The following is a 20347-nucleotide window of genomic DNA, read 5'->3' on the forward strand; positions in this document are numbered from 1 at the left end:
CGTCAGACGATCGGGTCGTGGACGGTGACGAGCTTGGTGCCGTCCGGGAAGGTGGCTTCGACCTGGACGTCGTGGATCATCTCCGGGATGCCCTCCATGACGTCGTCCCGGGTGAGCAGCTTGCGCCCGGAGGCCATGAGTTCGGCGACCGTGCGGCCGTCACGGGCACCTTCGAGGATGTGCGAGGTGATGAGGGCGACCGCCTCCGGATGGTTCAGCCTGAGGCCACGGGCCCGGCGCTTCTCGGCGACGTCGGCCGCCACATGGATCAGCAGCCGCTCCTGCTCGTGCGGGGTCAGTTGCACGTCCCACCTCACCGTCCTCGCCCGGACCGTGCGGGGCCGGGTTGCCGCAGCCACAGGGCAACGTCCCTGGTGGCGTGGAGGGGCAGGCTAGTTGGACCGCGTTTCGCGCGCGTTAACCGGACGGTGCTCCGCACCGCCGACGGCGGGGGCGTGCGGCCGTTCGTCCGAGCGGCCGGGCGTCAGGACGCGTTGGGCCCCCGGTGCTCCGCGGCGATACCGAAGCGACGGCGCTCACGCGGGGCCGAGGAGACCTCGCGGACGCTGGAGACCGAGCTGATCACCTGCTCCTCCGCGGCGTCCAGAGCGGCGAGACGCTCCAGGTCGGCGGCGGAGACGAGGGCGACGAGAGGCTTTCCGTGCCGCGTCACGACGACACGCTCGCCGCCGTACACCACGCGGTTGATCAGATCGGCGAGTTCAGCCCTGGCTTGCGTCACCGGAATCTCGTAGGCCATGTGGTCCAGCTTAGACCGAGGTCCCGAACAGTCCCCGGGGCCGGGGAGCGGCCGGACCGGGGACCCTCCCCGCTTTCGCTCTCAGCGTGCCGACTTTCGCTCTCAGCGTTCTTCGCCGTCGATGGAACGTACGTCCTGTACATTTTTTACAGGATCGCTGCCGAGGAGGCCCGTGCCATGAACCGTCCGTCCGCACGTCATGTCCTGCCCGAGTTCACCGAGCGCACCGGCTATGGGCAGCGGACTCTCGATCCCTACGCGAAGCTGCTGGACGAGCGGATCGTGTTCCTCGGGACGCCGATCGACGACATCGCGGCGAACGACGTGATGGCGCAGTTCATGCATCTCGAGTATCTGGACCCGGACCGCGACATCTCGCTGTACATCAACTCCCCGGGCGGCTCGTTCAGCGCGATGACCGCCGTCTACGACACGATGGAGTACGTCGGCTGCGACGTGGAGACGATCTGCCTGGGCCAGGCGGCGTCCGCCGCCGCCGTGCTGCTGGCCGCGGGAACGCCCGGCAAGCGGTCCGCCCTGCCCGGCGCACGGGTGCTGATCCACCAGCCGTCCTTGCCCGAACCCGTGCAGGGACAGGCCAGTGATCTGGTGATCCAGGCCGAGGAGTTGATGCGCGTACGCAGGCGGCTGGAGGAGATGCTCGTACGCCATACGGGGCAGAGGCCGCAGCGGATCGCCGCCGACGTCGAGCGGGACACGATCCTCGACGCACCGGCCGCGGTGGAGTACGGGCTGATCGACCACATCATCCCGAGCCGCAAGGCGTCACGCACCGCCACCGACGCGAGGTGAGCCGCCGATGCTGCCGCCCGAACTGCCGCCACTGCCCGCGCTGACCCGGGCCGAGGCCGAGCTGATCGACCGTTATCTCGACGTCGTCGACCTGCTCGGACGGATCAATCCCGGACACTCCGGGGACACCTACCGGGGACTGCGCGCCGCCCAGGCCCTGTCGAGCAAGGCGGCCGCTCTGCGTGACGCCCTGACGCTCATGCACCAGCGCGGAGAACACGAACTGCACGGCCCCACACTGGCCCGGGCCCTGCGCGTCCTGGACGGCGAACGCCGCACCGCCCGTGTCGCGGTGCCACCGGGATCGGAGTGACGAAGACGTGCTGGGACCGGCGAGACCGGGCTGACGGGCGGTGATGTACGGGGCGCCCGTGCGGAGTTGACCACGGTCCGGTCGACCCCCGCGCCCGCTCCGCACCGCCGGCCCTGCCCCTGGACCCGCGACACAAACGGACCGAATGGCGTACCCCTGGTCGGCGTAGCGACTGCTCCACCCGGGAGCCGGGGGAATTTGGGCCAAGTGGCGGGGCAGCCAGGGCGTCATGAGTTGCTCCGTCGCAGGTCCAGGCCTCGTCGGTCCCCTCAACGGCCCACGCTCACAAGGGTGTCCAGCCGAACGGGTGAGTGGTGAGTAATGCCACAAAGACCCGGTTCCATTGTGATTTTCCGACATCGCTGGGTGAAGATCCCTTGCTGACGACAAGCCCCCGCCACCGCGGCGGGGCGGTCCGGGCGGACGCCGAATCCTGCCGCCGCCCGGATGACCGGTCGACAGAAGTGGATCGGCAGGAGTGGAGGACCCAGCAAGGCGGGCCGCCGGAGAGATCCGGAGGTCCTTGGGGTGAAGCCGCGCGAGCGGCCGGGCTACTTCGCCAGCCCGAATCCGACAGGTCATCCTTCACAGGCGGCTGACGAAGGGTTGCGCATGACTGCGCTCAATCGTGTCCCGTCGCTGCTGACCCGGGCCGGCACCGCCTCGGCCCTCACCCTCGCCGCCGTCGGCGGCAGCATCGCGGTTCCCGGCGCCGCAAGCGACGCGGCGGCCGCGACACCGGCGACCAAGGCGCTCCAGGTCGCGGCGTCCAAGAAGGGCGCCCCCTACAAGTGGGGGGCCACCGGACCGCGCCGCTTCGACTGCTCCGGGCTCACCCTCTACGCCTACAAGAAGGCCGGCAAGACGCTGCCCCGCACGGCAGCTGGGCAGTACAACAAGACACACCATATTTCCGCCTCCCACCGCAAGGTCGGTGACCTGGTGTTCTTCCACTCCGGTCGGAGCGTCTACCACGTGGGCATCTACGCCGGGAAGGGAAAGATCTGGCACTCCCCGAAAACCGGTTCCGTCGTACGGCTGGAGAGGATCTGGACCAAGAGCGTCTGGTACGGCCGGGTCAGCTGACCCGGCGGGCGGGGTGACGGCGGCCGTGCCGTCACCCCGCGGCCGGACGCCCGTGTGGCCGCCCCGGTGGCGTGAAGAGGGTCTCAGCGGTTACTCGTTCGCCATGGGCGAGCGACCACCCCTCGAGGCACGGCACGAGACAGCGCTGCAGCGCGCCGACCGCAACTTCTCGGAACTGCTGCAGGAACTGCGCGTCACCCAGACCGGAGTGCAGATCCTCTTCGCATTCCTGCTGACCCTCGCGTTCACCCAGCGCTTCCCGTCCCTCGACACGGCCCAGCGCATCACGTACGTCACGACCCTGCTGCTGGCGATGGTGGCCGCGGCCCTGTTCACGGCACCGGCCGCACTGCACCGGCTGCTCTTCCAGCAGAACGTCAAGCCGGTCATCGTGCGGGTCTCCTCCCGGCTCGCCGCCGCCGGGATGGTGGTGCTGGCCTTCGCCTTCACCGGCTCGGTGCTGCTGGTGGTGGACGTGTCGCTGGGCCGCACGGCCGGCATCGCGGCCGGCGCGGGGACACTCCTGGTGTGCACGGCCCTGTGGCGCGTCCTGCCGATGCTGGTGCGGTACGCGGTCGTCAGGCCACGAGCGGCTCCAGGAGAAGCACCAGACCGAGAGCCGTCAGAGCGCCCCCGGTGACCGCATCCGTGATCCGCGCGGCCCGCGGCCGGCGCAGGAGGCGGCCGAACCGGTCCACGAGCAACGCGACCGCGGGGAACCACACCAGTGAGACCGCGAGCACGATCAGGGCGAGCACCAGGGTCCTCGGCATCTCGGGGCTGCCCGCGGGCACGAACTGGGGCAGCAGGCTGAGGAAGGTCAGGGAGGCCTTCGGGTTGAGTGCGTTAGTCACAAAGCCCTGCCGCAGCGGCCGCCCCCTGGGCACGTCACGCGCCACCGGGAGCGCGTCGTGGCCGGGGGTCGGGCCGGCCACGAGGGGGGCGTGGGTCGGGGAGCGGCGCAGTCCCCAGAGGGTGCGTGCGCCGAGGTGGAGCACATAGCCACCGCCGAGCAGTTGCAGCGTGCGGAACAGCCCGGGCACGGCCACCAGCACCGTGGCGACTCCGGCGACCGCCAGCGTCGTGTGGATGAGCAGGCCGCCCGCGATCCCCAGGGCGCAGACGACACCGGCGCGCCGGGAGATCAGAGCGTTGCGTACGACGACCGTGAAGTCCGCGCCCGGCATGGCGACCATGCCCGCGGCCACACCGGTGAAGGCGATGAGCTGTGTGTCCATGCGGACCACCCTGCCGTCCGCGAGCCTTCGGCAGGTATGTCGAATAATCTGGGTGAGTCTTAAGCATCTCTTTGGGCTCGCCTCGGACCGGCAGGGGGAGCGGGTGTACGACCCGACACGGCTCGCGGCGCTGGTGGCGGTCGCCGAGGCCGGTTCGATCACTCGGGCCGCCGAGCGCCTCGGCTACACGCCGCCCGCGCTCTCGCAGCAGCTGGCCAAGCTGGAACGGGAGGCGGGCACCGCGCTGCTCGTACGCCATCCGCGGGGAACCCGGCTGACGGGGGCCGGGGAACTGCTGGTGGTACGGGCGCGGCGGGTGCTGGACGAGCTGGAGCGGGCCCGGCACGAGCTGGCGCGGCTCACCGGTCTCAGGGGCGGCACGCTGCGGCTCGGCACCTTTCCCACCGCGGGCATCCACCTGCTGCCGCCTGCGCTCAGCGCGTTCCACCGGGCGTATCCGGACGTGGAACTGGCGGTCGCGGACTACGATCCGCCGACCGGAGTGCACGCCGTGGCGGCGGGCGACATCGATCTGGCGCTGACGCACGTCACGAGCCCGCCGAGCCCGTACCGCTGCCGTCGTCCGTCTCCCTGGAACCCGTGCTGACGGAGGAGCTGGTCCTCGTCACGAGCCCCGGCCATGTGCTGAGCGCGGAGGCGTCGCGGCTGCCGCCCGCCGAGCTGGCCGGGCAGCCGCTGATCAGCATGGCGCCGCACCACCCGGCGCGGCGCGGCGTGGAGGCCGCCCTGGCCGCCGCCGGGGCCACCCCGGCGGTCCTGGTCGAGACGCCGGGATACGCCGTGGTGTGCGCGCTGGTCAGTGCCGGTCTCGGAGTGGCGGTGGTGCCGGAGATGGTGGCCAGGACCACGGCGACGCCGCTCGGGGTACGGCCCCTGGAGCCGGGCACCCTGCGCCGTACGATCTCGGTCGCGCACCGCACCGACGAGCCGGCACCCGCGGCCGACGCCTTCCGCGCTCTGCTGCGCGGCGCCTTCGGCCGAGCGGCGCGGCACAGCTGAGCGGCGCGGCACAGCTGAGCGGGCACCGGCCCCGCAGCGGGACGGGACCCGCCCGGCATCGGGTGACCGAGCCACCGGTCCGCGGGCCGGACCGCCACGTTGCCACCGCTGCCGCCGTCAGGGATCCGGCTGTCCCGCCGCCGAGACCGACCGCACGGGAATCGTCCACGGCAGTTCGATCGCGACCGTCTTGCCGCCCTCCCGGGTGGGCCGCACCGTGAGCGTCCCGCCGTGCTCGGCGGTCAGCCAGCGGACGATCACCATGCCACGGCCGTTGTCCTGCTGGACGGAGGCGGTCAGTCGCTTGGGGAAGCGCGGATGGCTGTCCGTGACGCCGATGCGCAGTAATTCCTCCCGCGCGAGCGCGATGTCGACCGTGAACGTCGGTGACTGCCCGAAGGTGTGCTGCACCGCATTGGTCGCCAGTTCGGACACGATCAGGCGGACGGAGTCGGCGACTTCGGCATCGCTCGGCAGACCCCATTCCGCGAGAATGTCCGAGACATATGTTCGGGCGGCGGAGACCGAGGCGGGATCGCTCGGCAGAGTGACGGATGCTTCCTGATGATCTGCCATGGCGACGTCGTCCCTTTCCCACGGGACCAAAGTCCGACACGGAGCGGTCTGGTCGAGAACGGTCCCGGACTTGGTTCTGCGCGCCAGACTGCCATCACCAGGGCTCTCCCGGGTGTCATCCCCCGAGATATGCATATATCTGTCGCCCGAAGCGGTGAACTCTCCGACGACCGACCGTATTCGTGCGACCCTCCGGGTCATGCTTTACCGTCGCTTACCGTCGCAGTGAGAACCGCGCGCCGGGCGGAGGGAGTCGGCCATGCAGTACGGACCAGCGGTACGCCGCCGCAAACTCGGCGCCGAATTGCGCGAGCTGCGCGCCCGGGCGCGTCTCACGAGCGGTCAGGCGGCCGCCTGTGTCGGCTGGCACCAGTCGAAGGTGAGCCGGATCGAGACGGGCTCCAGCGGGGTCAAGCCGCGGGACGTACGGCTGCTGCTGGACGCGTACGGCGTCGAGGACCCCGAACTGCGCGAACTGCTGCTGGTGCTGGCGGGCTCGGAGGACGGCGACGGCCGGCAGAACTGGTGGCACGCCTACCGCGGGGTGCTGCCCCCGGCCTACCGCGACTTCATCAGCCTGGAGTCACAGGCGAGCGGGATGCGCACGCTGGAGACCTCGGTGGTGCCGGGGCTGCTGCAGACGCCGGACTACGCCCGGGCCGTCACCCGGGCCGCCGTGGGCACCCTGGAGGACACCCAGCTCGACGCCCTGGTGGAGGTGCGGCTCGCCCGTCAGGAGGTACTGCGCGCGGATCCGCCGCTGCGGCTGAGCGCCGTGCTGGACGAGGCAGTGCTGCGCCGGGAGGTCGGTGGGCCCCGGACCATGACACGGCAGCTGGAGCGGCTGCTGGACGCGGCCCGGTTGCCCCATGTGCGGCTCCAGGTGCTGCCGTTCGCCGCCGGTGCGCATATCGGAATCACCGGGCCTTTCGTTATCTTCTCCTTTCCGAGCAGATCTGATCTGGATGTAGTCGTTCTCGACCACTTGACGAGTAGCCTCTACCTCGAACGGAAAGAAGACCTCCAGGCCTACTGCGAGGCCTTCGACACCCTTCGGATCCACGCCCTTTCGCCCGAGGACTCGTTGGATTACATCGCCGCGTTGGCGGGCGATGCGTAAGGAGGCACCATGTCAGCACCGCCTCGGCACATCCCTGTCAGTACCTCACTCCACGGCGCACGGTGGCGACGCAGCAGCCGCAGCACGGGAATGAACAACTGCGTCGAGACCGCCCGTCCCGACACCGGCCCCCGGCAGGGACTGGTCGCCGTACGCGACTCCAAGAACGTGACCGGCCCGGCCCTGCTCTTCACCCCCGACGCCTGGAAGGAGTTCCTGACGAGCCTGAGCTGATCACCGCCGTTCGACTCGAGCTCTTTTGAGCCATTTTCGAGTCGATTACCCCTTGAAGTCCGAACGATTTCCCCCCATGCCCGACGGAGTACCGCGCTCACGGCTCCGTACCGGCCATCCGCGTACGACGAGCGACGCACGGCCGTCCCGCCGACTCACGGTCGCGTCTCGCCGATCACACGCACGGCGTGCTCGATCTGCCCGTCGGTGAGATCCGCACGGGCCGTCAGCCGAAGCCGTGAGATGCCGTCGGGCACCGACGGCGGACGGAAGCAGCCGACGGCGACCCCCGCCGCCCGGCAGTCCGCCGCCCAGCGCACCGCCAGTTCGGGAGAAGGGGCCCGCACGGAGATCACGGCGGCGTCCGGGCGCACCGCCTCATGGCCCTCGGCCGTGAGGCGGGCGTGCAGGGTCGCCGCCACCGTGCGGGCCCGCTCGGCACGCTCCGGCTCGCGGCGCAGCAGACGCAGCGCCGCCAGCGCCGCGCCTGCCGCCGCCGGGGCGAGCCCGGTGTCGAAGATGAAGGTCCGCGCCGCGTTGACCAGATGGTCGATCACCGGCGCCGGACCGAGCACCGCCCCGCCCTGGCTGCCGAGCGACTTCGACAGCGTCACCGTCGCCACCACGTCCGGCGCGCCTGCGAGACCGGCCGCGTACGGGGCGCCCCGGCCACCGGCCCCGAGCAGACCGAGCCCGTGGGCGTCGTCGACGACCAGCCCGGCGTCGAACTCCCGCGCCGCCTCCGCCAGTCCGGCCAGCGGTGCCGCGTCGCCGTCCACCGAGAACACCGTGTCGGAGACCACGACGGCGGGCCCGCGGTGGGTGCCGAGCGCCTTGCGGACCGCCCGGGGGTCGGCGTGCGCGACGACCTCGGTGGTGCCGCGGGCGAGCCGGCAGCCGTCGATGAGTGAGGCGTGGTTGCCCGCGTCGGAGACGATGAGGGAGCCGTGCGGCGCGAGCGCGGTGACGGCCGCGAGATTGGCCGCGTAGCCGGAGGAGAAGACGAGCGCCGCCTCGAAGCCGCAGAAGTCGGCGAGCTCGCGCTCCAGTTCGCCGTGGAGTTCCGTCGTTCCGGTGACGAGCCGGGAGCCGGTCGAGCCGCCGCCCCACCGCCGGGCCGCCTCCGCGGCACCCTCGGTGACCTCCGGATGGCGGGACAGGCCCAGGTAGTCGTTGCCGGCCAGGTCGAGCAGCGGGGCGTCGGCGGACCGGGGACGCAGCGTCCGGACGAGTCCGGCCCGACGGCGCGCCCGCGCCTGTTCGTCGATCCAGCCGAACGCCATGGTCCCTCCGGGGCATTTGTAGGCAGTGCACAGACCCTAGCGGCACGACCAGCCGCCCAGGGTGTGGCAATACCCACACGTCGAACGGTGTCTGTTGTGCAAACTCTCCTTGGCCCGGGACGGTCCCGTAGGACAGGATCGGCTCTCATGGACCTGCTGAACACGCTGGTGGACAAGGGGTTGCGGCGCGAGGTGCCGACCCGCGAGGAGGCGCTGGCCGTCCTCGCCACTTCCGACGACGACGTGCTCGATGTGGTGGCCGCGGCCGGCAAGGTGCGCCGCCACTGGTTCGGCCGACGGGTGAAACTCAACTATCTCGTCAACCTCAAGTCGGGCCTGTGCCCGGAGGACTGTTCCTACTGCTCCCAGCGGCTCGGCTCGAAGGCCGACATCCTCAAGTACACCTGGCTCAAGGCCGACGAGGCCTCGCAGGCCGCGGCGGCCGGGGTCGCGGGCGGCGCCAAGCGGGTCTGCCTGGTGGCGAGCGGCCGCGGGCCCACCGACCGGGACGTGGACCGGGTCTCCGACACCATCAGGACCATCAAGGAGCAGAACGAGGGCGTCGAGGTGTGCGCCTGCCTCGGTCTGCTCGCCGACGGCCAGGCGGAGCGCCTGCGCGCGGCGGGCGCCGACGCCTACAACCACAACCTCAACACCTCCGAGGCGACCTACGGGGACATCACCACCACCCACACCTACGCCGACCGGGTGGACACGGTGCACAAGGCGCACGCCGCCGGTCTGTCGGCCTGCTCCGGGCTGATCGCGGGCATGGGCGAGAGCGACGAGGACCTGGTGGACGTCGTCTTCTCGCTGCGGGAGCTGGACCCTGACTCCGTTCCGGTGAACTTCCTCATCCCGTTCGAGGGCACTCCGCTCGCGAAGGAGTGGAACCTGACGCCGCAGCGGTGTCTGCGGATCCTCGCCATGGTCCGGTTCGTCTGCCCGGACGTCGAGGTGCGGATCGCGGGCGGACGCGAGGTCCACCTCCGTTCGATGCAGCCGCTGGCCCTGCATCTGGCCAACTCCATCTTCCTCGGGGACTACCTGACCAGCGAGGGCCAGGCGGGCAAGGCCGACCTGGAGATGATCGCCGACGCCGGGTTCGAGGTGGAGGGCACGGACCAGGTGACGCTGCCCGGGCACCGGGTGGCGGGCGGCTGCGGGTCGCAGGGGGACGCCGGGTGCGGGTCCCATGAGGGTGCCGGGTGCGGGTCGCACGAGGGCACCGCCGGGTGCGGGTCGCACGAGGGGGGCGGTGTCTGCGGCTCCGCTTCCGTGCCGCCCGTCGGCGAGCCCCGTACGGATCTGGTGGCGGTGCGCCGCCGCGGCGCCGGAACGGATGTCGCGCCCAATGCCTGAGTGGTCCGTGGACGAGCTGCTGGCCCTCGACCGGCAGCACGTCTGGCATCCGTACGGCCCCATGCCGGGCCGGCAGGAGCCGCTCGTCGTGGAGTCGGCGAGCGGGGTACGGCTGCGGCTCGCCGACGGCTCCGGCGAACTCGTCGACGGCATGTCGTCCTGGTGGGCGGCGATCCACGGCTACAACCACCCGGTGCTCAACGAGGCCGTGCGCGAGCAACTCGGGCGGATGAGCCATGTGATGTTCGGCGGGCTCACCCATGAGCCCGCCGTCCGGCTGGCGAAGCGCCTTGTCGACATGTCGCCGGACGGTCTGGAGCATGTGTTCCTCGCCGACTCGGGCTCGGTCTCGGTCGAGGTCGCGGTCAAGATGTGCCTGCAGTACTGGCGCTCGCTCGGCCGCCCCGCCAAGCAGCGGCTGCTGACCTGGCGGGGTGGGTATCACGGCGACACGTGGCACCCGATGTCCGTGTGCGACCCCGAGGGCGGCATGCACGAGCTGTGGCGGGGCGTCCTGCCCCGGCAGCTGTTCACCGAGGCGCCGCCGACCGCCTACGAGGAGTCGTACGCCGACCTGTTGCGGGAGACGATCGCACGGCACGCGGACGAGCTGGCCGCGGTGATCGTCGAGCCGGTGGTACAGGGCGCGGGCGGGATGCGGTTCCACTCCCCCGCGTATCTGCGGGTGCTGCGCGAGGCCTGCGACGCGCATGACGTCCTGCTCGTGTTCGACGAGATCGCCACCGGGTTCGGTCGCACGGGCGCGCTGTTCGCCGCCGATCACGCGGCGGTGACCCCCGATGTGATGTGTGTCGGCAAGGCGCTGACCGGGGGTTATCTGACCATGGCGGCGACGCTCTGCACCCCGCGGGTGGCCGAGGGGATCTCCCGGGGCGAGGTGCCCGTGCTCGCGCACGGCCCCACGTTCATGGGCAACCCGCTGGCGGCGGCGGTCGCCTGTGCCTCGCTCGACCTGCTGCTCGGCCAGGACTGGCAGGCGGAGGTCAAGCGGATCGAGGCGGGGCTGAACGAGGGCCTCGCCCCCGCGCGGGAGCTGCCCGGGGTGCGCGAGGTGCGGGTGCTCGGCGCCATCGGCGTCGTGCAGCTCGACCACGAGGTGGACATGGCGGCGGCGACCCGGGCCGCCGTGCGCGAGGGAGTGTGGCTGCGTCCGTTCCGCGACCTCGTCTACACGATGCCGCCGTATGTGACGGGGGACGCGGACGTGGCACTGATCGGGCGCGCGGTGTGCGCGGCGGCACAGGAGGGCTGAGATGTCGGTACTGGTGGTCACGGGAACCGGCACCGAGGTCGGGAAGACGGTCACGACCGCCGCCGTCGCGGCGGTGGCGGTCGCGGCGGGCCGGTCGGTGGCCGTGCTCAAGCCCGCGCAGACGGGCGTGGGACCGGACGAACGCGGGGACGCCGACGAGGTGGCCCGGCTCGCGGGCGCCCTGACGGTGTGTGAACTCGGACGCTATCCAGACCCGTTGGCGCCCGCGACGGCGGCCCGGCGCGCCGGACTGCCGCCGGTGCGGCCGCAGGAGGTGGCCGAGGCGGCCGCGAAACTGGCGGTCGAGCACGACCTCGTGCTCGTCGAGGGCGCGGGCGGTCTGCTCGTCCGGTTCGACGACGAGGACGGCACCCTGGCGGACGTGGCCCGGCTGCTGACGGCACCGGTGCTGGTGGTGGCGACGGCCGGCCTCGGCACCCTCAACGTCTCCGAGCTGACGGCACGGGAGGTACGGCGCCGGGGGCTCGACCTGGCGGGTGTGGTGATCGGCAGCTGGCCCGGGGCCGCGGATCTCGCGTCGCGGTGCAACCTCGCGGACCTTCCGGCGGTGACACGGGCGCCGCTGCTCGGGGCGCTGCCCGCGGGCGCCGGGTCCTACGCGCCCGCCGACTTCCGCGCCGGAGCGCCGGATTGGCTGGCACCGCGACTCGGCGGGACGTGGGACCCGGAGGCGTTCGCCTCGTCGCACGCGTCGTAGGCGATCCGTTCCCATGCCGCAGCGGCTTTTCCGTGGCGCACGCCCACCGACCACTCGTCGGTGGACGTACTGCGCAGCGACGGTGAACGTCTCGCCGGTGATGTCCTCCCCTGCCTGCCGTCCCACCAGGCTGGTGGCGTAGGCGAGGACACGCGGACAGCACTCCTCATGGTCGTCCCGGAAGCGTTGGGCATGGTTCACGCGCCGTCCCCTCGCCTCGGCTCTCTCACGGGCAATGAGCGCAGCGGCCCGTTTCTTGCACGCCGAGCCGAATTTCCCGCCGAGGTGGTTCATGTCACTCGGGAGAGCAGAACCCTGCGGCGGTGGGGATGCGGACGGTGAGCGCGGGGAAACTCCCCATAAGGCCCGTCTCCTCCCCCGGAGGTGCTCATGGCGCCACGGTCCGCCCGTCCCCGTGCGCAGTCGCTCGACACCGTGCACCATCCGCTCTTCGCCCGCGCCTACGAACGGATCAGTATGGCCGCCGAGACCCGCGGCGGTGTGGGGGTGATACGGGACCGGCTGCTGGCCGGACTGTCCGGCCGGGTGATCGAGATCGGGGCGGGCAACGGGCTGAACTTCGCCCACTATCCGCGGACGGTCTCGGAGGTCGTCGCCATCGAACCGGAGCGGCGCCTGCGCCGGCGGGCGGTCGAGGAGGCCCTGCGCATCGGCGTGCCCGTGGACGTGGCCCCGGGTGCGGCGGAGGCGCTGCCGGTCAAGAGCGAGGCCTTCGACGCGGCGGTCCTCTCGCTGGTGCTGTGCAGCGTGCGCGACGTGGCCCGGGCCCTCGCCGAGGTGCGGCGGGTGCTGCGGCCCGGCGGGAGTGTGAGGTTCTTCGAGCACGGAGCGGGCGGGGGACCGGCGATGCGGTACGTCCAGCGGGCCCTGGACCGCACGGTCTGGCCGCCCCTCATGGGGGGCTGCCATCTCTCCCGGGACCCGGTCGGGGCCCTGCGCGCCGCGGGCTTCGAACTGGGCCCCTACCGAACGACGTTCATGCCGGAGCAGGGGCCGCGGCTGCCGATGTCGTACTGCGTGCTGGGTACCGCCTGGCGGCCCGAGCGCGGGGAGTAGTCACGTCACAGGCTCCACTGCCGCAGCTCACGGGCGATGTCGTCGACCGAGGCCACACCGCTCTTGACCAGCCGGGCCAGATCGCGCACCTGCTCCGGCGAGGTGACGACCTTGACACCGCTGGCGACGAGATAGGCGTAGGCGACCGCGGAGGCGAACAGCGCGTTCGAGCGCTCCAGCGCCGGTATGTGCAGCAGGAGTTGGAGCAGGGCGGCGGCGCGTGTGTGCGGGGTGTCGTAGACCGGGACGCCGAATATCTCCGCCTCGTGCCGGCTCACCGCCGCGACCAGCGCTCCCCAGTCGGTGACCTGGGGATCCCCGGGTGTCTTCTGTTCGGCGACCATCAGCAGCCAGGCGAGGTCGATTCTGAGAGGGCTCAACGGCTCAGCGACGTGCCCTCGCCCCGGCGCGCCCCCTGGCCTTCGGCCCGGCCCTCGAGGGCGGACCCGAACTCCTCGGCGAACACGGACTCGTACTGCTTCATGAAGTCGGCGGCGGCCTCGACGAACGTGTGGCCGGCCTCGCCCGTGTCCTGCCGGACCAGTTCCTCGATGTAGCGATTGACACTCATACCGCGCTCCAGGGCACGTTCGCGGGCGGCTCGGGCGGTGTCCTCGTCCACCCTCACGTTCAGCTGGGTCTTCGCCATGCTTCGACGCTAGCGCCGTGGCGCTAGCACCGGCAAGGGGGCGTGGAGTCCGGCGCCCCGCGGGGGCGAGCGCCCCCGCGCGCCGCCGGCCCGGCGGACACGCCGGTGACCTGGACAGGACCCCTGAGGGGGGCATGCTCTGGGCTCCGAGGGATACCGGGTGTGCCGCGCATCACATTACGCTCGTGCGGGACAGGACGAGCGAAGAGGCCGGAACGTCCACGACCGAGGAGGCGGCCTTGTCCACTGCTGCTGCGGAGCACTCCCCCGGCCGCGGGGAGGCGGACGGTGTCGCCGCCCGCGCCCGGGGGCTGACGAAGGCGTACGGCGCGGGCGAGACGACGGTGCTCGCCCTCGACGCGGTCGACGTGGACATCGCACGCGGCCGTTTCACCGCGGTCATGGGCCCCTCGGGCTCCGGGAAGTCGACCCTCATGCACTGCCTGGCCGGGCTCGACACCGTGTCGGCCGGGCAGGTGTGGCTGGGCGACACCGAGATCACCGGCCTGAAGGACCGCGAACTGACGAGGCTGCGCCGGGACCGGATCGGCTTCATGTTCCAGTCGTTCAATCTCGTCCCCACGCTGAACGCGGCCGAGAACATCACCCTGCCCATGGACATCGCGGGCCGTCGGCCCGACCGGAAGTGGCTCGACCAGGTGATCGACACCCTCGGGCTGCGCGACCGGCTGTCACACCGGCCTGCGCAGCTCTCCGGCGGGCAGCAGCAGCGCGTCGCATGCGCCCGCGCGCTCGTCTCCCGCCCCGAACTGATCTTCGCGGACGAGCCGACGGGCAACCTCGACTCCCGGGCCGGCCTGGAGGTGCTGGGCTTTCTGCGCGAGGCGGTCGACGCGCTGGGGCAGACCGTCGTCATGGTGACGCACGACCCGGGCGCGGCGGCCCACTCCGACCTGGTGCTGTTCCTGGCCGACGGGCGGATCGTGGACGAGATGGCGCGGCCCACGGCACCCGCGGTGCTGGAACGCATGCGTCTGTTCGCCGGCGGGCATCAGCAGGCGCCCCACGCCGGCACGGTCCCGGCGGGCAGGGACGACGCGGCCCGTCGCGAGGACTGAGGCGACCGTGCTCAAGGCGACACTGCGCAGCTTCCTGGCGCACAAGGGACGGCTCGCCCTCTCGGCCCTGGCGATCGTGCTGTCGGTGGCGTTCGTCGCGGGCAGCCTGATCTTCTCGGACACGGTCACCCGTACCTTCGACCGCTTGTTCGCCTCCACCGCGGCCGATGTGACGGTCAGCCCCAAGGAGGACCTGGCCTCGCCGCTCCCGAGCGGGGTGACCGCCACCCTGCCCGCCTCGCTCGCCGGGCGGATCGCCCGGCTGGACGGGGTGGCGGCGGCCCATGTGGATGTCGCCGTCCGGAACATCACGGTCGTCGACCACAGGAACGAACCCGTGGGCCCGACCACCGGCGCGCCCACCATCGCGAAGAACTGGTACGTCACCGACCACAGCCCCGTGAAGCTGACCTCGGGGCACGCTCCGCACGGCCCCGGGGAGGCGCTGCTCGACGCGGACACGGCCCGGCACAAGCAGGTGCGGATCGGCGACACGCTGAGGGTGCTCGCGCAGCCCGGCTCGTTCACGGTGCGAGTGGTCGGGATCGCCACCTTCACGACCACCAACCCGGGCGCCGCCCTGGTCTTCCTGGACACCCCGACCGCCCAGACCCGGCTGCTCGGCCGGCCCGGCACGGCCACCGCCATCTCGGTCGACGCGGCCCCGGGCCTGACCGACGCGCGGCTCAAGGAGCGGATCGCGGCGGCGCTCCCCTCGTCCGGCGGCTCCGTGTCCTACGAACTGAGGACCGCGGGCGAGCAGGCCAAGTCCGGCACCGACCAGCTCGGCGCGTTCCTCGACGTGATCAAGTACGTGATGCTGGGCTTCGCCGGCATCGCCGTACTCGTCGGTGTGTTCCTCATCGTCAACACGTTCTCGATGCTCATCGCCCAGCGCACCCGTGAACTGGGCCTGCTGCGCGCCCTGGGCGCCGACCGGCGGCAGGTGCGCCGGTCCGTGCTGACGGAGGCCCTGCTGCTCGGCCTGGTCTCCGCGACGCTGGGACTCGCCGCGGGGATCGGGCTCGCGGCCGGACTGATCCGGCTGATGGGCGCCTTCGGCATGAACCTGAAGTCCACCGAGATGGTGATCGGCTGGGGGACCCCCGTCGCCGCGTATGTCGTGGGGGTCGGCGTCACCTTCGTCGCCGCGTATCTCCCGGCCCGGCGCGCGGCCGCCGTCTCCCCCATGGCCGCCCTCGCGGACGCCGAGGTCGCCGGCGTGGGACGGCCCCTGACGATCCGCGCGGTGGCGGGGGCGATCATCGGCGCGCTCGGCGCGGGCGCGCTGGCGGGCTGCGTACGGGCGAACCAGACCACGCCGGCCGCCTCCCTGCTCGGGCTCGGCGTGGTCCTCACGCTCCTCGCCACGGTGATCGCGGGCCCGCTGCTGGTGCGGCCCGTGATCCGGGTGCTCGGTGGCGCCTTCCCCGCCCTTTTCGGCACCGTCGGGCGGATGAGCCAGCGCAACGCGCTGCGCAATCCGCGCCGCACCGGCGCCACCGCCTCCGCGCTGATGGTCGGGATCGCCCTGGTCGCCGGGATGTCGGTGGCGAGCACCTCCATGTCCAAGTCGTTCGACCAGCAGATCGACAAGACGCTGGGCGCCGACTTCGTGGTGCAGAACGGCAACTTCCAGCCCTTCTCGAAGGAGATCACCGACCGGGTCAGGGCCACGGACGGCGCGGGGCTCGTCGTCCGCCAGCGGTTCACCCCCGTGGCGCTCCGGCTGCCGGACGGCAGCCGTGTCGAGACGACCGCCGGGGGCTACGACCCGCCGCTGGACGCCGTGGCGCACATCAACTACGTCCGGGGGGACACCGCCACCGCGCTCGCGGACGGCGCCCTCGCCATGGACGTGACCTTCGCGAAGGACCACGGCGTCCATGTCGGCAGTACCCTGCCCGTCCGGTTCCCGGACGGGCGCAGCGCCGGCCTCAGGGTCGGCGCGCTCACGGACCAGGGCACCTCGGACGGGTTCGGCACCGAGGGCGGGCTGTTTCTCGGGATGGACACGTTGCAGAAGTACGTGCCGAACGCACAGGACTCCGCGCTGTATGTGAACGCCGCCCCCGGCACGCCCAAGGACCGGCTGCGGTCCCGTCTGGAGCAGGCGCTCGCCCCGTACCCCCAGGTGCAGGTCCGGGACCAGGCCGACTACAAGAAGCTGGTGCACGACCAGATCGCGGTGCTGCTCTATCTCGTCTACGCGCTGCTCGGCCTGGCGATCGTCATCGCGGTGCTCGGTGTGGTCAACACCCTGGCCCTGTCGGTCGTCGAGCGCACCCGGGAGATCGGGCTGCTGCGTGCGATCGGGCTCGCCCGGCGGCAGCTGCGCCGGATGATCCGGCTGGAGTCCGTGGTGATCGCCGTGTTCGGGGCCGTCCTCGGGCTGGCGCTCGGGCTGGTGTGGGGGCTGTGCATCCACCGGGTGCTGGCGTTGCAGGGCATGAAGGCGCTGGCGATCCCCTGGAGCACCATCGTGGCCGTCGTGGTGGGATCGGCGGTCGTGGGCGTGGTGGCCGCACTGCTGCCCGCGCTGCGCGCCTCGCGGATGAATGTGCTGGCGGCGATCGCGCACGAGTGATCGCGTCCCTGGCGAAGTCGTGTGGCGACGGGAGGAGTTCGGAGCGCGGCCGGTCCGCCCCGGCGGTCGTCCGAGCACCCCCGGATCGTCCCGGCAGCCGTCCGAGCGAGTGCCCCGGCCCGGTCGCGCCGATCCTGCCGTACCGCCCGACCCAGCATGATCTGATCATCGCATGAGCGAACTGCGGATACGGGCCGCCGAGCCCGCGGACCTCGACACCGTGCTGTCCTTCTGGAAGGCGGCCGCCGAAGGCACGAGCATCAGCGACGACCGCGACGGGCTGGAGCGGCTGCTCGCCCGCGACCCGGAGGCGCTGCTCCTCGCCGAGGAGGACGGCGCACTGGCCGGCACGGTGATCGCCGGTTTCGACGGCTGGCGCTGTCATCTGTACCGGCTCGCGGTGCACCCGGACCGGCGGCGGCGCGGTATCGGCTCGGCACTCCTGGCCGCCGCGGAGGAGCGCTTCGTACGGCTCGGCGGGCGCCGTGGTGACGCGATGGTGCTGCAGCGCAACGAGAGGGCCCAGTATGCGTGGCGGGCCGCCGGCTACGCGCCCGAGGAGCAGTGGCGCCGCTGGGTGAAGCCCCTGGCGAACGGTGCGACTTTGCCGATCTTTTACCATGGAGGGGATGAACGGTCCTCGCACGGGGTCAACCCGTCCCACCATGGAGATGTGTGAGCATCAGCCGAAGAGCGAGCCTCCCGGAGCCCGACCTCGCGCGGTCGCCGCGTCCCCGGCCGATCCCGGGACGGAGGTGACCCGATGACCGAAGTGCTCCTTCTGGTGGTGGCGATCCTGCTCTCGCTCGCCTGCGGCGGATTCGTCGCGGCGGAGTTCTCGCTCACCACGGTCGAGCGCAGCGAACTGGACCTCGCCGTACGACGGGGTGAGCGCGGCGCGGCGGGCGCGCTCAAGGCCGTACGGAATCTGACGTTCCAGCTCTCGGCCGCCCAGCTCGGCATCACGGTCACCAACCTGGTGGTCGGCATGCTCTCCGAGTCGTCGATCGCCAAGCTGATCGCGGGCCCGCTCGGCGCGCTGGGCCTGTCGCGTGCGACGGCCACCTCCGTGGCCCTCGTCATCGGCACGGGTCTGTCGACCGTCTTCCTGATGGTGGTCGGCGAACTCGTGCCCAAGAACTGGGCGATCTCCTCGCCGCTCGCGGTGGCCAAGCGGGTGGGCACGCCCCTGCGCTGGTTCAGCTCCGCGTTCCGCCCGTTCATCACGCATCTGAACAACACGGCCAACCACATGGTCCGCCGCTTCGGCCTCGAACCGGCCGAGGAGCTTGCCTCCGCGCGCAGCCCCCAGGAACTGGTGGCGCTGGCACGGCACTCCGCCAAGGAGGGCGCGCTGGAGGCGGACACGGCGGAACTGTTCGTGCGCACCCTCAACCTCGCCGACCTGACCGCGGAGAACGTGATGACCCCGCGCGTCCAGGTGATCGCCCTGGACGCCCAGGCGACCTGCGAGGACGTGGCGAACGCGACGCGCGCGACGGGACTGTCCCGCTTCCCCGTCTACCGCGGCGGCCTGGACTCGGTCGTCGGTATCGCGCACATCAAGGACGTCGTGGCCGTGCCCGCGGACGCGCGGCCCCACCGTTCGGTCGCGGTCATGATGCGCGAACCGCTCTTCGTCCCCGAGTCCCTCACCGTCGACCGGCTGCTGGACCGGCTCTCCGGCAAGAACACCATGGCCGTCGTCATCGACGAGTACGGCGGCACCGCCGGGGTCGCCACCCTGGAGGACATCGTCGAGGAGGTCGTCGGCGAGGTGCGCGACGAGCACGACCCGCACGAGACACCCGATCTGGCCCCGGCGGGCACGGACGCCGCAGGCCGCGCACTGTACTCGGCCGACGGCTCGGCCCGTATGGACCAGCTCGCGCGCGTCGGGCTGCGGGTGCCCGAGGGTCCCTACGAGACCCTCGCCGGGCTGATCGCGACGGAGCTCGGGCGAATACCGGCCAAGGGGGACAGCGTCGAGGTGGCCGGGTGGTGCGTCGAGGTCGTGGACGCGACGGGACGCCGGGCCGCCCGGCTGCTTCTGCACGCGCCGGCCCCCGAGCGGGAGGAGGAGCGGTGACCCTCGTCCAGCTGCTGATCGGTCTGCTGACGCTCGTCGCGAACGCCTTCTTCGTGGGCGCCGAGTTCGCGTTCATCTCCGTCCGCCGCAGCCAGATCGAGCCGCACGCCGAGGCGGGCGACCGACGGGCCCGCAGTGTGCTGTGGGGCCTGGAGCACGTGTCGGCGCTGCTCGCGGCCGCTCAGCTCGGCATCACCCTGTGCACCCTGGTCCTCGGTGTCGTCGCCGAGCCCGCGATCGAGCATCTGCTGGAGCCGGTGTTCCACGCGGTCGGCGTGCCTCCGGGCGCGGGCCGGGTGGTGTCGTTCGTGATCGCGCTGGCCCTGGCGACGTATCTGCACATGCTGCTGGGCGAGATGGTGCCGAAGAACGTCGCGCTCGCGGAGCCGGTGCGGCTGGCGCTGCTGCTCGGCCCGCCGCTGGTCGCTCTGGCCCGGGCCCTGCGACCGGTGATCTTCACCGTGAACGCGATCGCGAACGGGCTGCTCACGCTGTTGCGGGTGGAGACGAAGAGCGAGGTCACGGCCACCTTCTCGGACGACGAACTGGCCCGGCTCGTCACGGACTCCACCGAGGCCGGGCTGATCGACGACCGCGCCCAGGAGCGGCTGCACGACGCCCTGGAACTGGGCCGGCGGCCCGTGCGTGACGTGGTGGTACCGCTGGAGCGCGTGGTGTACGCGCGCGTGGGCATCACTCCGGAGGAGCTGGAGCGGCTGTCGGCCGAGTCCGGATTCTCGCGATTCCCGGTGGTGGACGAGGGACGGAGGATCAGCGGCTATCTGCACGTCAAGGACGCACTGGACGCCTCTCCACGGGACGAGCCGTTCCGGCTGCGCGACATGCGGCCCATCGCCCGGGTACGGGAGAGCACACCGCTGGACGACGTGCTGACGGCGATGCGCGGCAGCCGTACGCATCTGGCGGCGGTCCAGGGCGCGGACGGCCGTCTGGCGGGCCTGGTCACCATGGAGGACGTCCTGCGCGAGCTGTTCGGCCGACGGCCCTGACCGCCGGGGCGCGGCACGGAGCCGACGGCCGGTGGCCCCGCACCGGACGGGACAGGCCGA

General features: G+C 71.9%; 21 protein-coding genes, 2 pseudogenes and 1 riboswitch. Of the genes and pseudogenes, 16 read left to right on the plus strand and 7 right to left on the minus strand.

The features are described 5' to 3' along the window. Positions 1–2: 2 nt before the first annotated feature. Together ACFY2Z_RS19475 and ACFY2Z_RS19480 are read right to left on the minus strand one after the other, a co-directional pair. Entirely contained in the window at positions 3–305 is a 303-nt protein-coding gene (locus tag ACFY2Z_RS19475) for an urease subunit gamma (protein WP_037782101.1), read from the minus strand. A gap of 179 nt (positions 306–484) precedes the next feature. Further along, on the minus strand, positions 485–760 hold the full coding sequence (locus tag ACFY2Z_RS19480) for a type II toxin-antitoxin system Phd/YefM family antitoxin (RefSeq protein ID WP_390745349.1): 276 nt from the start codon (positions 758–760) through the stop codon (positions 485–487). A gap of 177 nt (positions 761–937) precedes the next feature. Between ACFY2Z_RS19480 and ACFY2Z_RS19485 the strand changes: the two genes are divergently transcribed. The 4 genes from ACFY2Z_RS19485 (at position 938) to ACFY2Z_RS19500 (ending at position 3612) form a co-directional block, all read left to right on the plus strand. After that, positions 938–1573 (plus strand): ATP-dependent Clp protease proteolytic subunit, encoded by a 636-nt coding sequence (locus ACFY2Z_RS19485; protein WP_390745350.1) that lies wholly within the window; start codon positions 938–940, stop codon positions 1571–1573. 7 nt (positions 1574–1580) lie between these two features. Beyond that, positions 1581–1886 (plus strand): hypothetical protein, encoded by a 306-nt coding sequence (locus tag ACFY2Z_RS19490; protein WP_390745351.1) that lies wholly within the window; start codon positions 1581–1583, stop codon positions 1884–1886. Positions 1887–2300: 414 nt separating this feature from the next. Next, positions 2301–2495: riboswitch (cyclic di-AMP (ydaO/yuaA leader) on the plus strand. 3 nt (positions 2496–2498) lie between these two features. Then, a complete protein-coding gene (locus tag ACFY2Z_RS19495) occupies positions 2499–2972 on the plus strand; it encodes a C40 family peptidase (protein WP_390745352.1) in 474 nt (157 codons plus the stop codon). Positions 2973–3075: 103 nt separating this feature from the next. Next, a complete protein-coding gene (locus ACFY2Z_RS19500) occupies positions 3076–3612 on the plus strand; it encodes a DUF6328 family protein (RefSeq protein ID WP_390745353.1) in 537 nt (178 codons plus the stop codon). On the opposite strand, the gene ACFY2Z_RS19505 is transcribed toward ACFY2Z_RS19500, so the two are convergent. Further along, positions 3551–4210, minus strand: a complete 660-nt coding sequence (locus ACFY2Z_RS19505; protein ID WP_390745354.1) for a LysE family translocator — start codon at positions 4208–4210, stop codon at positions 3551–3553. The two genes, ACFY2Z_RS19500 and ACFY2Z_RS19505, sit on opposite strands and share 62 nt — an antisense overlap. A 103-nt stretch (positions 4211–4313) precedes the next feature. Here ACFY2Z_RS19505 and ACFY2Z_RS19510 point away from each other — a divergent pair. Next, a pseudogene (locus ACFY2Z_RS19510) lies at positions 4314–5230 on the plus strand (LysR family transcriptional regulator). Positions 5231–5347: 117 nt separating this feature from the next. Here ACFY2Z_RS19510 and ACFY2Z_RS19515 read toward each other — a convergent pair. Continuing rightward, positions 5348–5806 carry an ATP-binding protein gene (locus ACFY2Z_RS19515; RefSeq protein WP_390745355.1) on the minus strand — a complete coding sequence of 153 codons (459 nt, stop codon included), beginning with the start codon at positions 5804–5806 and terminating at the stop codon, positions 5348–5350. A 259-nt stretch (positions 5807–6065) separates the two neighbouring features. Here ACFY2Z_RS19515 and ACFY2Z_RS19520 point away from each other — a divergent pair, with 259 nt between their 5' ends. Continuing rightward, positions 6066–6926: a helix-turn-helix domain-containing protein gene (locus ACFY2Z_RS19520; RefSeq protein WP_390745356.1), complete on the plus strand. Its 861-nt coding sequence runs from the start codon at positions 6066–6068 to the stop codon at positions 6924–6926. Positions 6927–6935: 9 nt separating this feature from the next. Then, the gene (locus ACFY2Z_RS19525; RefSeq protein WP_390745357.1) at positions 6936–7160 is read left to right on the plus strand and encodes a DUF397 domain-containing protein; all 225 of its coding nucleotides are present in this window, start codon (positions 6936–6938) and stop codon (positions 7158–7160) included. Positions 7161–7315: 155 nt separating this feature from the next. On the opposite strand, the gene ACFY2Z_RS19530 is transcribed toward ACFY2Z_RS19525, so the two are convergent. Beyond that, the gene (locus ACFY2Z_RS19530) at positions 7316–8443 is read right to left on the minus strand and encodes an 8-amino-7-oxononanoate synthase (protein ID WP_390745358.1); all 1128 of its coding nucleotides are present in this window, start codon (positions 8441–8443) and stop codon (positions 7316–7318) included. A 147-nt stretch (positions 8444–8590) separates the two neighbouring features. Between ACFY2Z_RS19530 and bioB the strand changes: the two genes are divergently transcribed. From bioB to ACFY2Z_RS19550, 4 genes are all read left to right on the plus strand, one after another. After that, on the plus strand, positions 8591–9805 hold the full coding sequence (gene bioB / locus ACFY2Z_RS19535; protein WP_390745359.1) for a biotin synthase BioB: 1215 nt from the start codon (positions 8591–8593) through the stop codon (positions 9803–9805). Then, a complete protein-coding gene (locus tag ACFY2Z_RS19540; protein ID WP_390745360.1) occupies positions 9798–11078 on the plus strand; it encodes an adenosylmethionine--8-amino-7-oxononanoate transaminase in 1281 nt (426 codons plus the stop codon). Before bioB ends, ACFY2Z_RS19540 begins: the two co-directional genes overlap by 8 nt. 1 nt (position 11079) lies before the next feature. Next, the gene (gene bioD / locus ACFY2Z_RS19545) at positions 11080–11796 is read left to right on the plus strand and encodes a dethiobiotin synthase (protein WP_390745361.1); all 717 of its coding nucleotides are present in this window, start codon (positions 11080–11082) and stop codon (positions 11794–11796) included. 390 nt (positions 11797–12186) lie between these two features. Continuing rightward, positions 12187–12873: a class I SAM-dependent methyltransferase gene (locus ACFY2Z_RS19550; RefSeq protein WP_390745362.1), complete on the plus strand. Its 687-nt coding sequence runs from the start codon at positions 12187–12189 to the stop codon at positions 12871–12873. Positions 12874–12878: 5 nt separating this feature from the next. Here ACFY2Z_RS19550 and ACFY2Z_RS19555 read toward each other — a convergent pair whose 3' ends face one another. Together ACFY2Z_RS19555 and ACFY2Z_RS19560 are read right to left on the minus strand one after the other, a co-directional pair. Continuing rightward, complete coding sequence (locus ACFY2Z_RS19555) at positions 12879–13253, minus strand: fic family toxin-antitoxin system, toxin component (protein ID WP_390745363.1); 375 nt, start codon at positions 13251–13253, stop codon at positions 12879–12881. Further along, the gene (locus ACFY2Z_RS19560; RefSeq protein WP_390745364.1) at positions 13250–13522 is read right to left on the minus strand and encodes a toxin-antitoxin system HicB family antitoxin; all 273 of its coding nucleotides are present in this window, start codon (positions 13520–13522) and stop codon (positions 13250–13252) included. Before ACFY2Z_RS19560 ends, ACFY2Z_RS19555 begins: the two co-directional genes overlap by 4 nt. Before the next feature lie 239 nt (positions 13523–13761). On the opposite strand from ACFY2Z_RS19560, the gene ACFY2Z_RS19565 reads away from it, so the two are divergent. From ACFY2Z_RS19565 to ACFY2Z_RS19585, 5 genes and pseudogenes are all read left to right on the plus strand, one after another. Continuing rightward, positions 13762–14601: an ABC transporter ATP-binding protein gene (locus tag ACFY2Z_RS19565; RefSeq protein WP_390745365.1), complete on the plus strand. Its 840-nt coding sequence runs from the start codon at positions 13762–13764 to the stop codon at positions 14599–14601. A gap of 7 nt (positions 14602–14608) precedes the next feature. Continuing rightward, entirely contained in the window at positions 14609–17188 is a 2580-nt protein-coding gene (locus ACFY2Z_RS19570; RefSeq protein ID WP_390745366.1) for an ABC transporter permease, read from the plus strand. A 172-nt stretch (positions 17189–17360) separates the two neighbouring features. Further along, positions 17361–17783: pseudogene (locus ACFY2Z_RS19575) on the plus strand (GNAT family N-acetyltransferase); the annotation flags it as partial. Positions 17784–17951: 168 nt separating this feature from the next. Then, positions 17952–19277: a hemolysin family protein gene (locus tag ACFY2Z_RS19580; protein WP_390745367.1), complete on the plus strand. Its 1326-nt coding sequence runs from the start codon at positions 17952–17954 to the stop codon at positions 19275–19277. Then, entirely contained in the window at positions 19274–20287 is a 1014-nt protein-coding gene (locus ACFY2Z_RS19585; protein WP_390745368.1) for a hemolysin family protein, read from the plus strand. The genes ACFY2Z_RS19580 and ACFY2Z_RS19585 overlap by 4 nt, the downstream gene beginning before the upstream one ends. Positions 20288–20347 lie beyond the last annotated feature (60 nt).

Source organism: Streptomyces sp. NPDC001222 (assembly GCF_042896945.1).
Classification (GTDB): Bacteria; Actinomycetota; Actinomycetes; order Streptomycetales; family Streptomycetaceae; genus Streptomyces; species Streptomyces gibsoniae.

Excerpts from the sequence above, each read along its gene's own strand:
- ACFY2Z_RS19480 (WP_390745349.1), bottom strand. The coding sequence starts at position 760 with ATGGCCTACGAGATTCCGGTGACGCAAGCCAGGGCTGAACTCGCCGAT.
- ACFY2Z_RS19485 (WP_390745350.1), top strand. The coding sequence starts at position 938 with ATGAACCGTCCGTCCGCACGTCATGTCCTGCCCGAGTTCACCGAGCGC.
- ACFY2Z_RS19490 (WP_390745351.1), top strand. The coding sequence starts at position 1,581 with ATGCTGCCGCCCGAACTGCCGCCACTGCCCGCGCTGACCCGGGCCGAG.
- ACFY2Z_RS19495 (WP_390745352.1), top strand. The coding sequence starts at position 2,499 with ATGACTGCGCTCAATCGTGTCCCGTCGCTGCTGACCCGGGCCGGCACC.
- ACFY2Z_RS19500 (WP_390745353.1), top strand. The coding sequence starts at position 3,076 with ATGGGCGAGCGACCACCCCTCGAGGCACGGCACGAGACAGCGCTGCAG.
- ACFY2Z_RS19505 (WP_390745354.1), bottom strand. The coding sequence starts at position 4,210 with ATGGACACACAGCTCATCGCCTTCACCGGTGTGGCCGCGGGCATGGTC.
- ACFY2Z_RS19515 (WP_390745355.1), bottom strand. The coding sequence starts at position 5,806 with ATGGCAGATCATCAGGAAGCATCCGTCACTCTGCCGAGCGATCCCGCC.
- ACFY2Z_RS19520 (WP_390745356.1), top strand. The coding sequence starts at position 6,066 with ATGCAGTACGGACCAGCGGTACGCCGCCGCAAACTCGGCGCCGAATTG.
- ACFY2Z_RS19525 (WP_390745357.1), top strand. The coding sequence starts at position 6,936 with ATGTCAGCACCGCCTCGGCACATCCCTGTCAGTACCTCACTCCACGGC.
- ACFY2Z_RS19530 (WP_390745358.1), bottom strand. The coding sequence starts at position 8,443 with ATGGCGTTCGGCTGGATCGACGAACAGGCGCGGGCGCGCCGTCGGGCC.
- bioB (WP_390745359.1), top strand. The coding sequence starts at position 8,591 with ATGGACCTGCTGAACACGCTGGTGGACAAGGGGTTGCGGCGCGAGGTG.
- ACFY2Z_RS19540 (WP_390745360.1), top strand. The coding sequence starts at position 9,798 with ATGCCTGAGTGGTCCGTGGACGAGCTGCTGGCCCTCGACCGGCAGCAC.
- bioD (WP_390745361.1), top strand. The coding sequence starts at position 11,080 with ATGTCGGTACTGGTGGTCACGGGAACCGGCACCGAGGTCGGGAAGACG.
- ACFY2Z_RS19550 (WP_390745362.1), top strand. The coding sequence starts at position 12,187 with ATGGCGCCACGGTCCGCCCGTCCCCGTGCGCAGTCGCTCGACACCGTG.
- ACFY2Z_RS19560 (WP_390745364.1), bottom strand. The coding sequence starts at position 13,522 with ATGGCGAAGACCCAGCTGAACGTGAGGGTGGACGAGGACACCGCCCGA.
- ACFY2Z_RS19580 (WP_390745367.1), top strand. The coding sequence starts at position 17,952 with ATGACCGAAGTGCTCCTTCTGGTGGTGGCGATCCTGCTCTCGCTCGCC.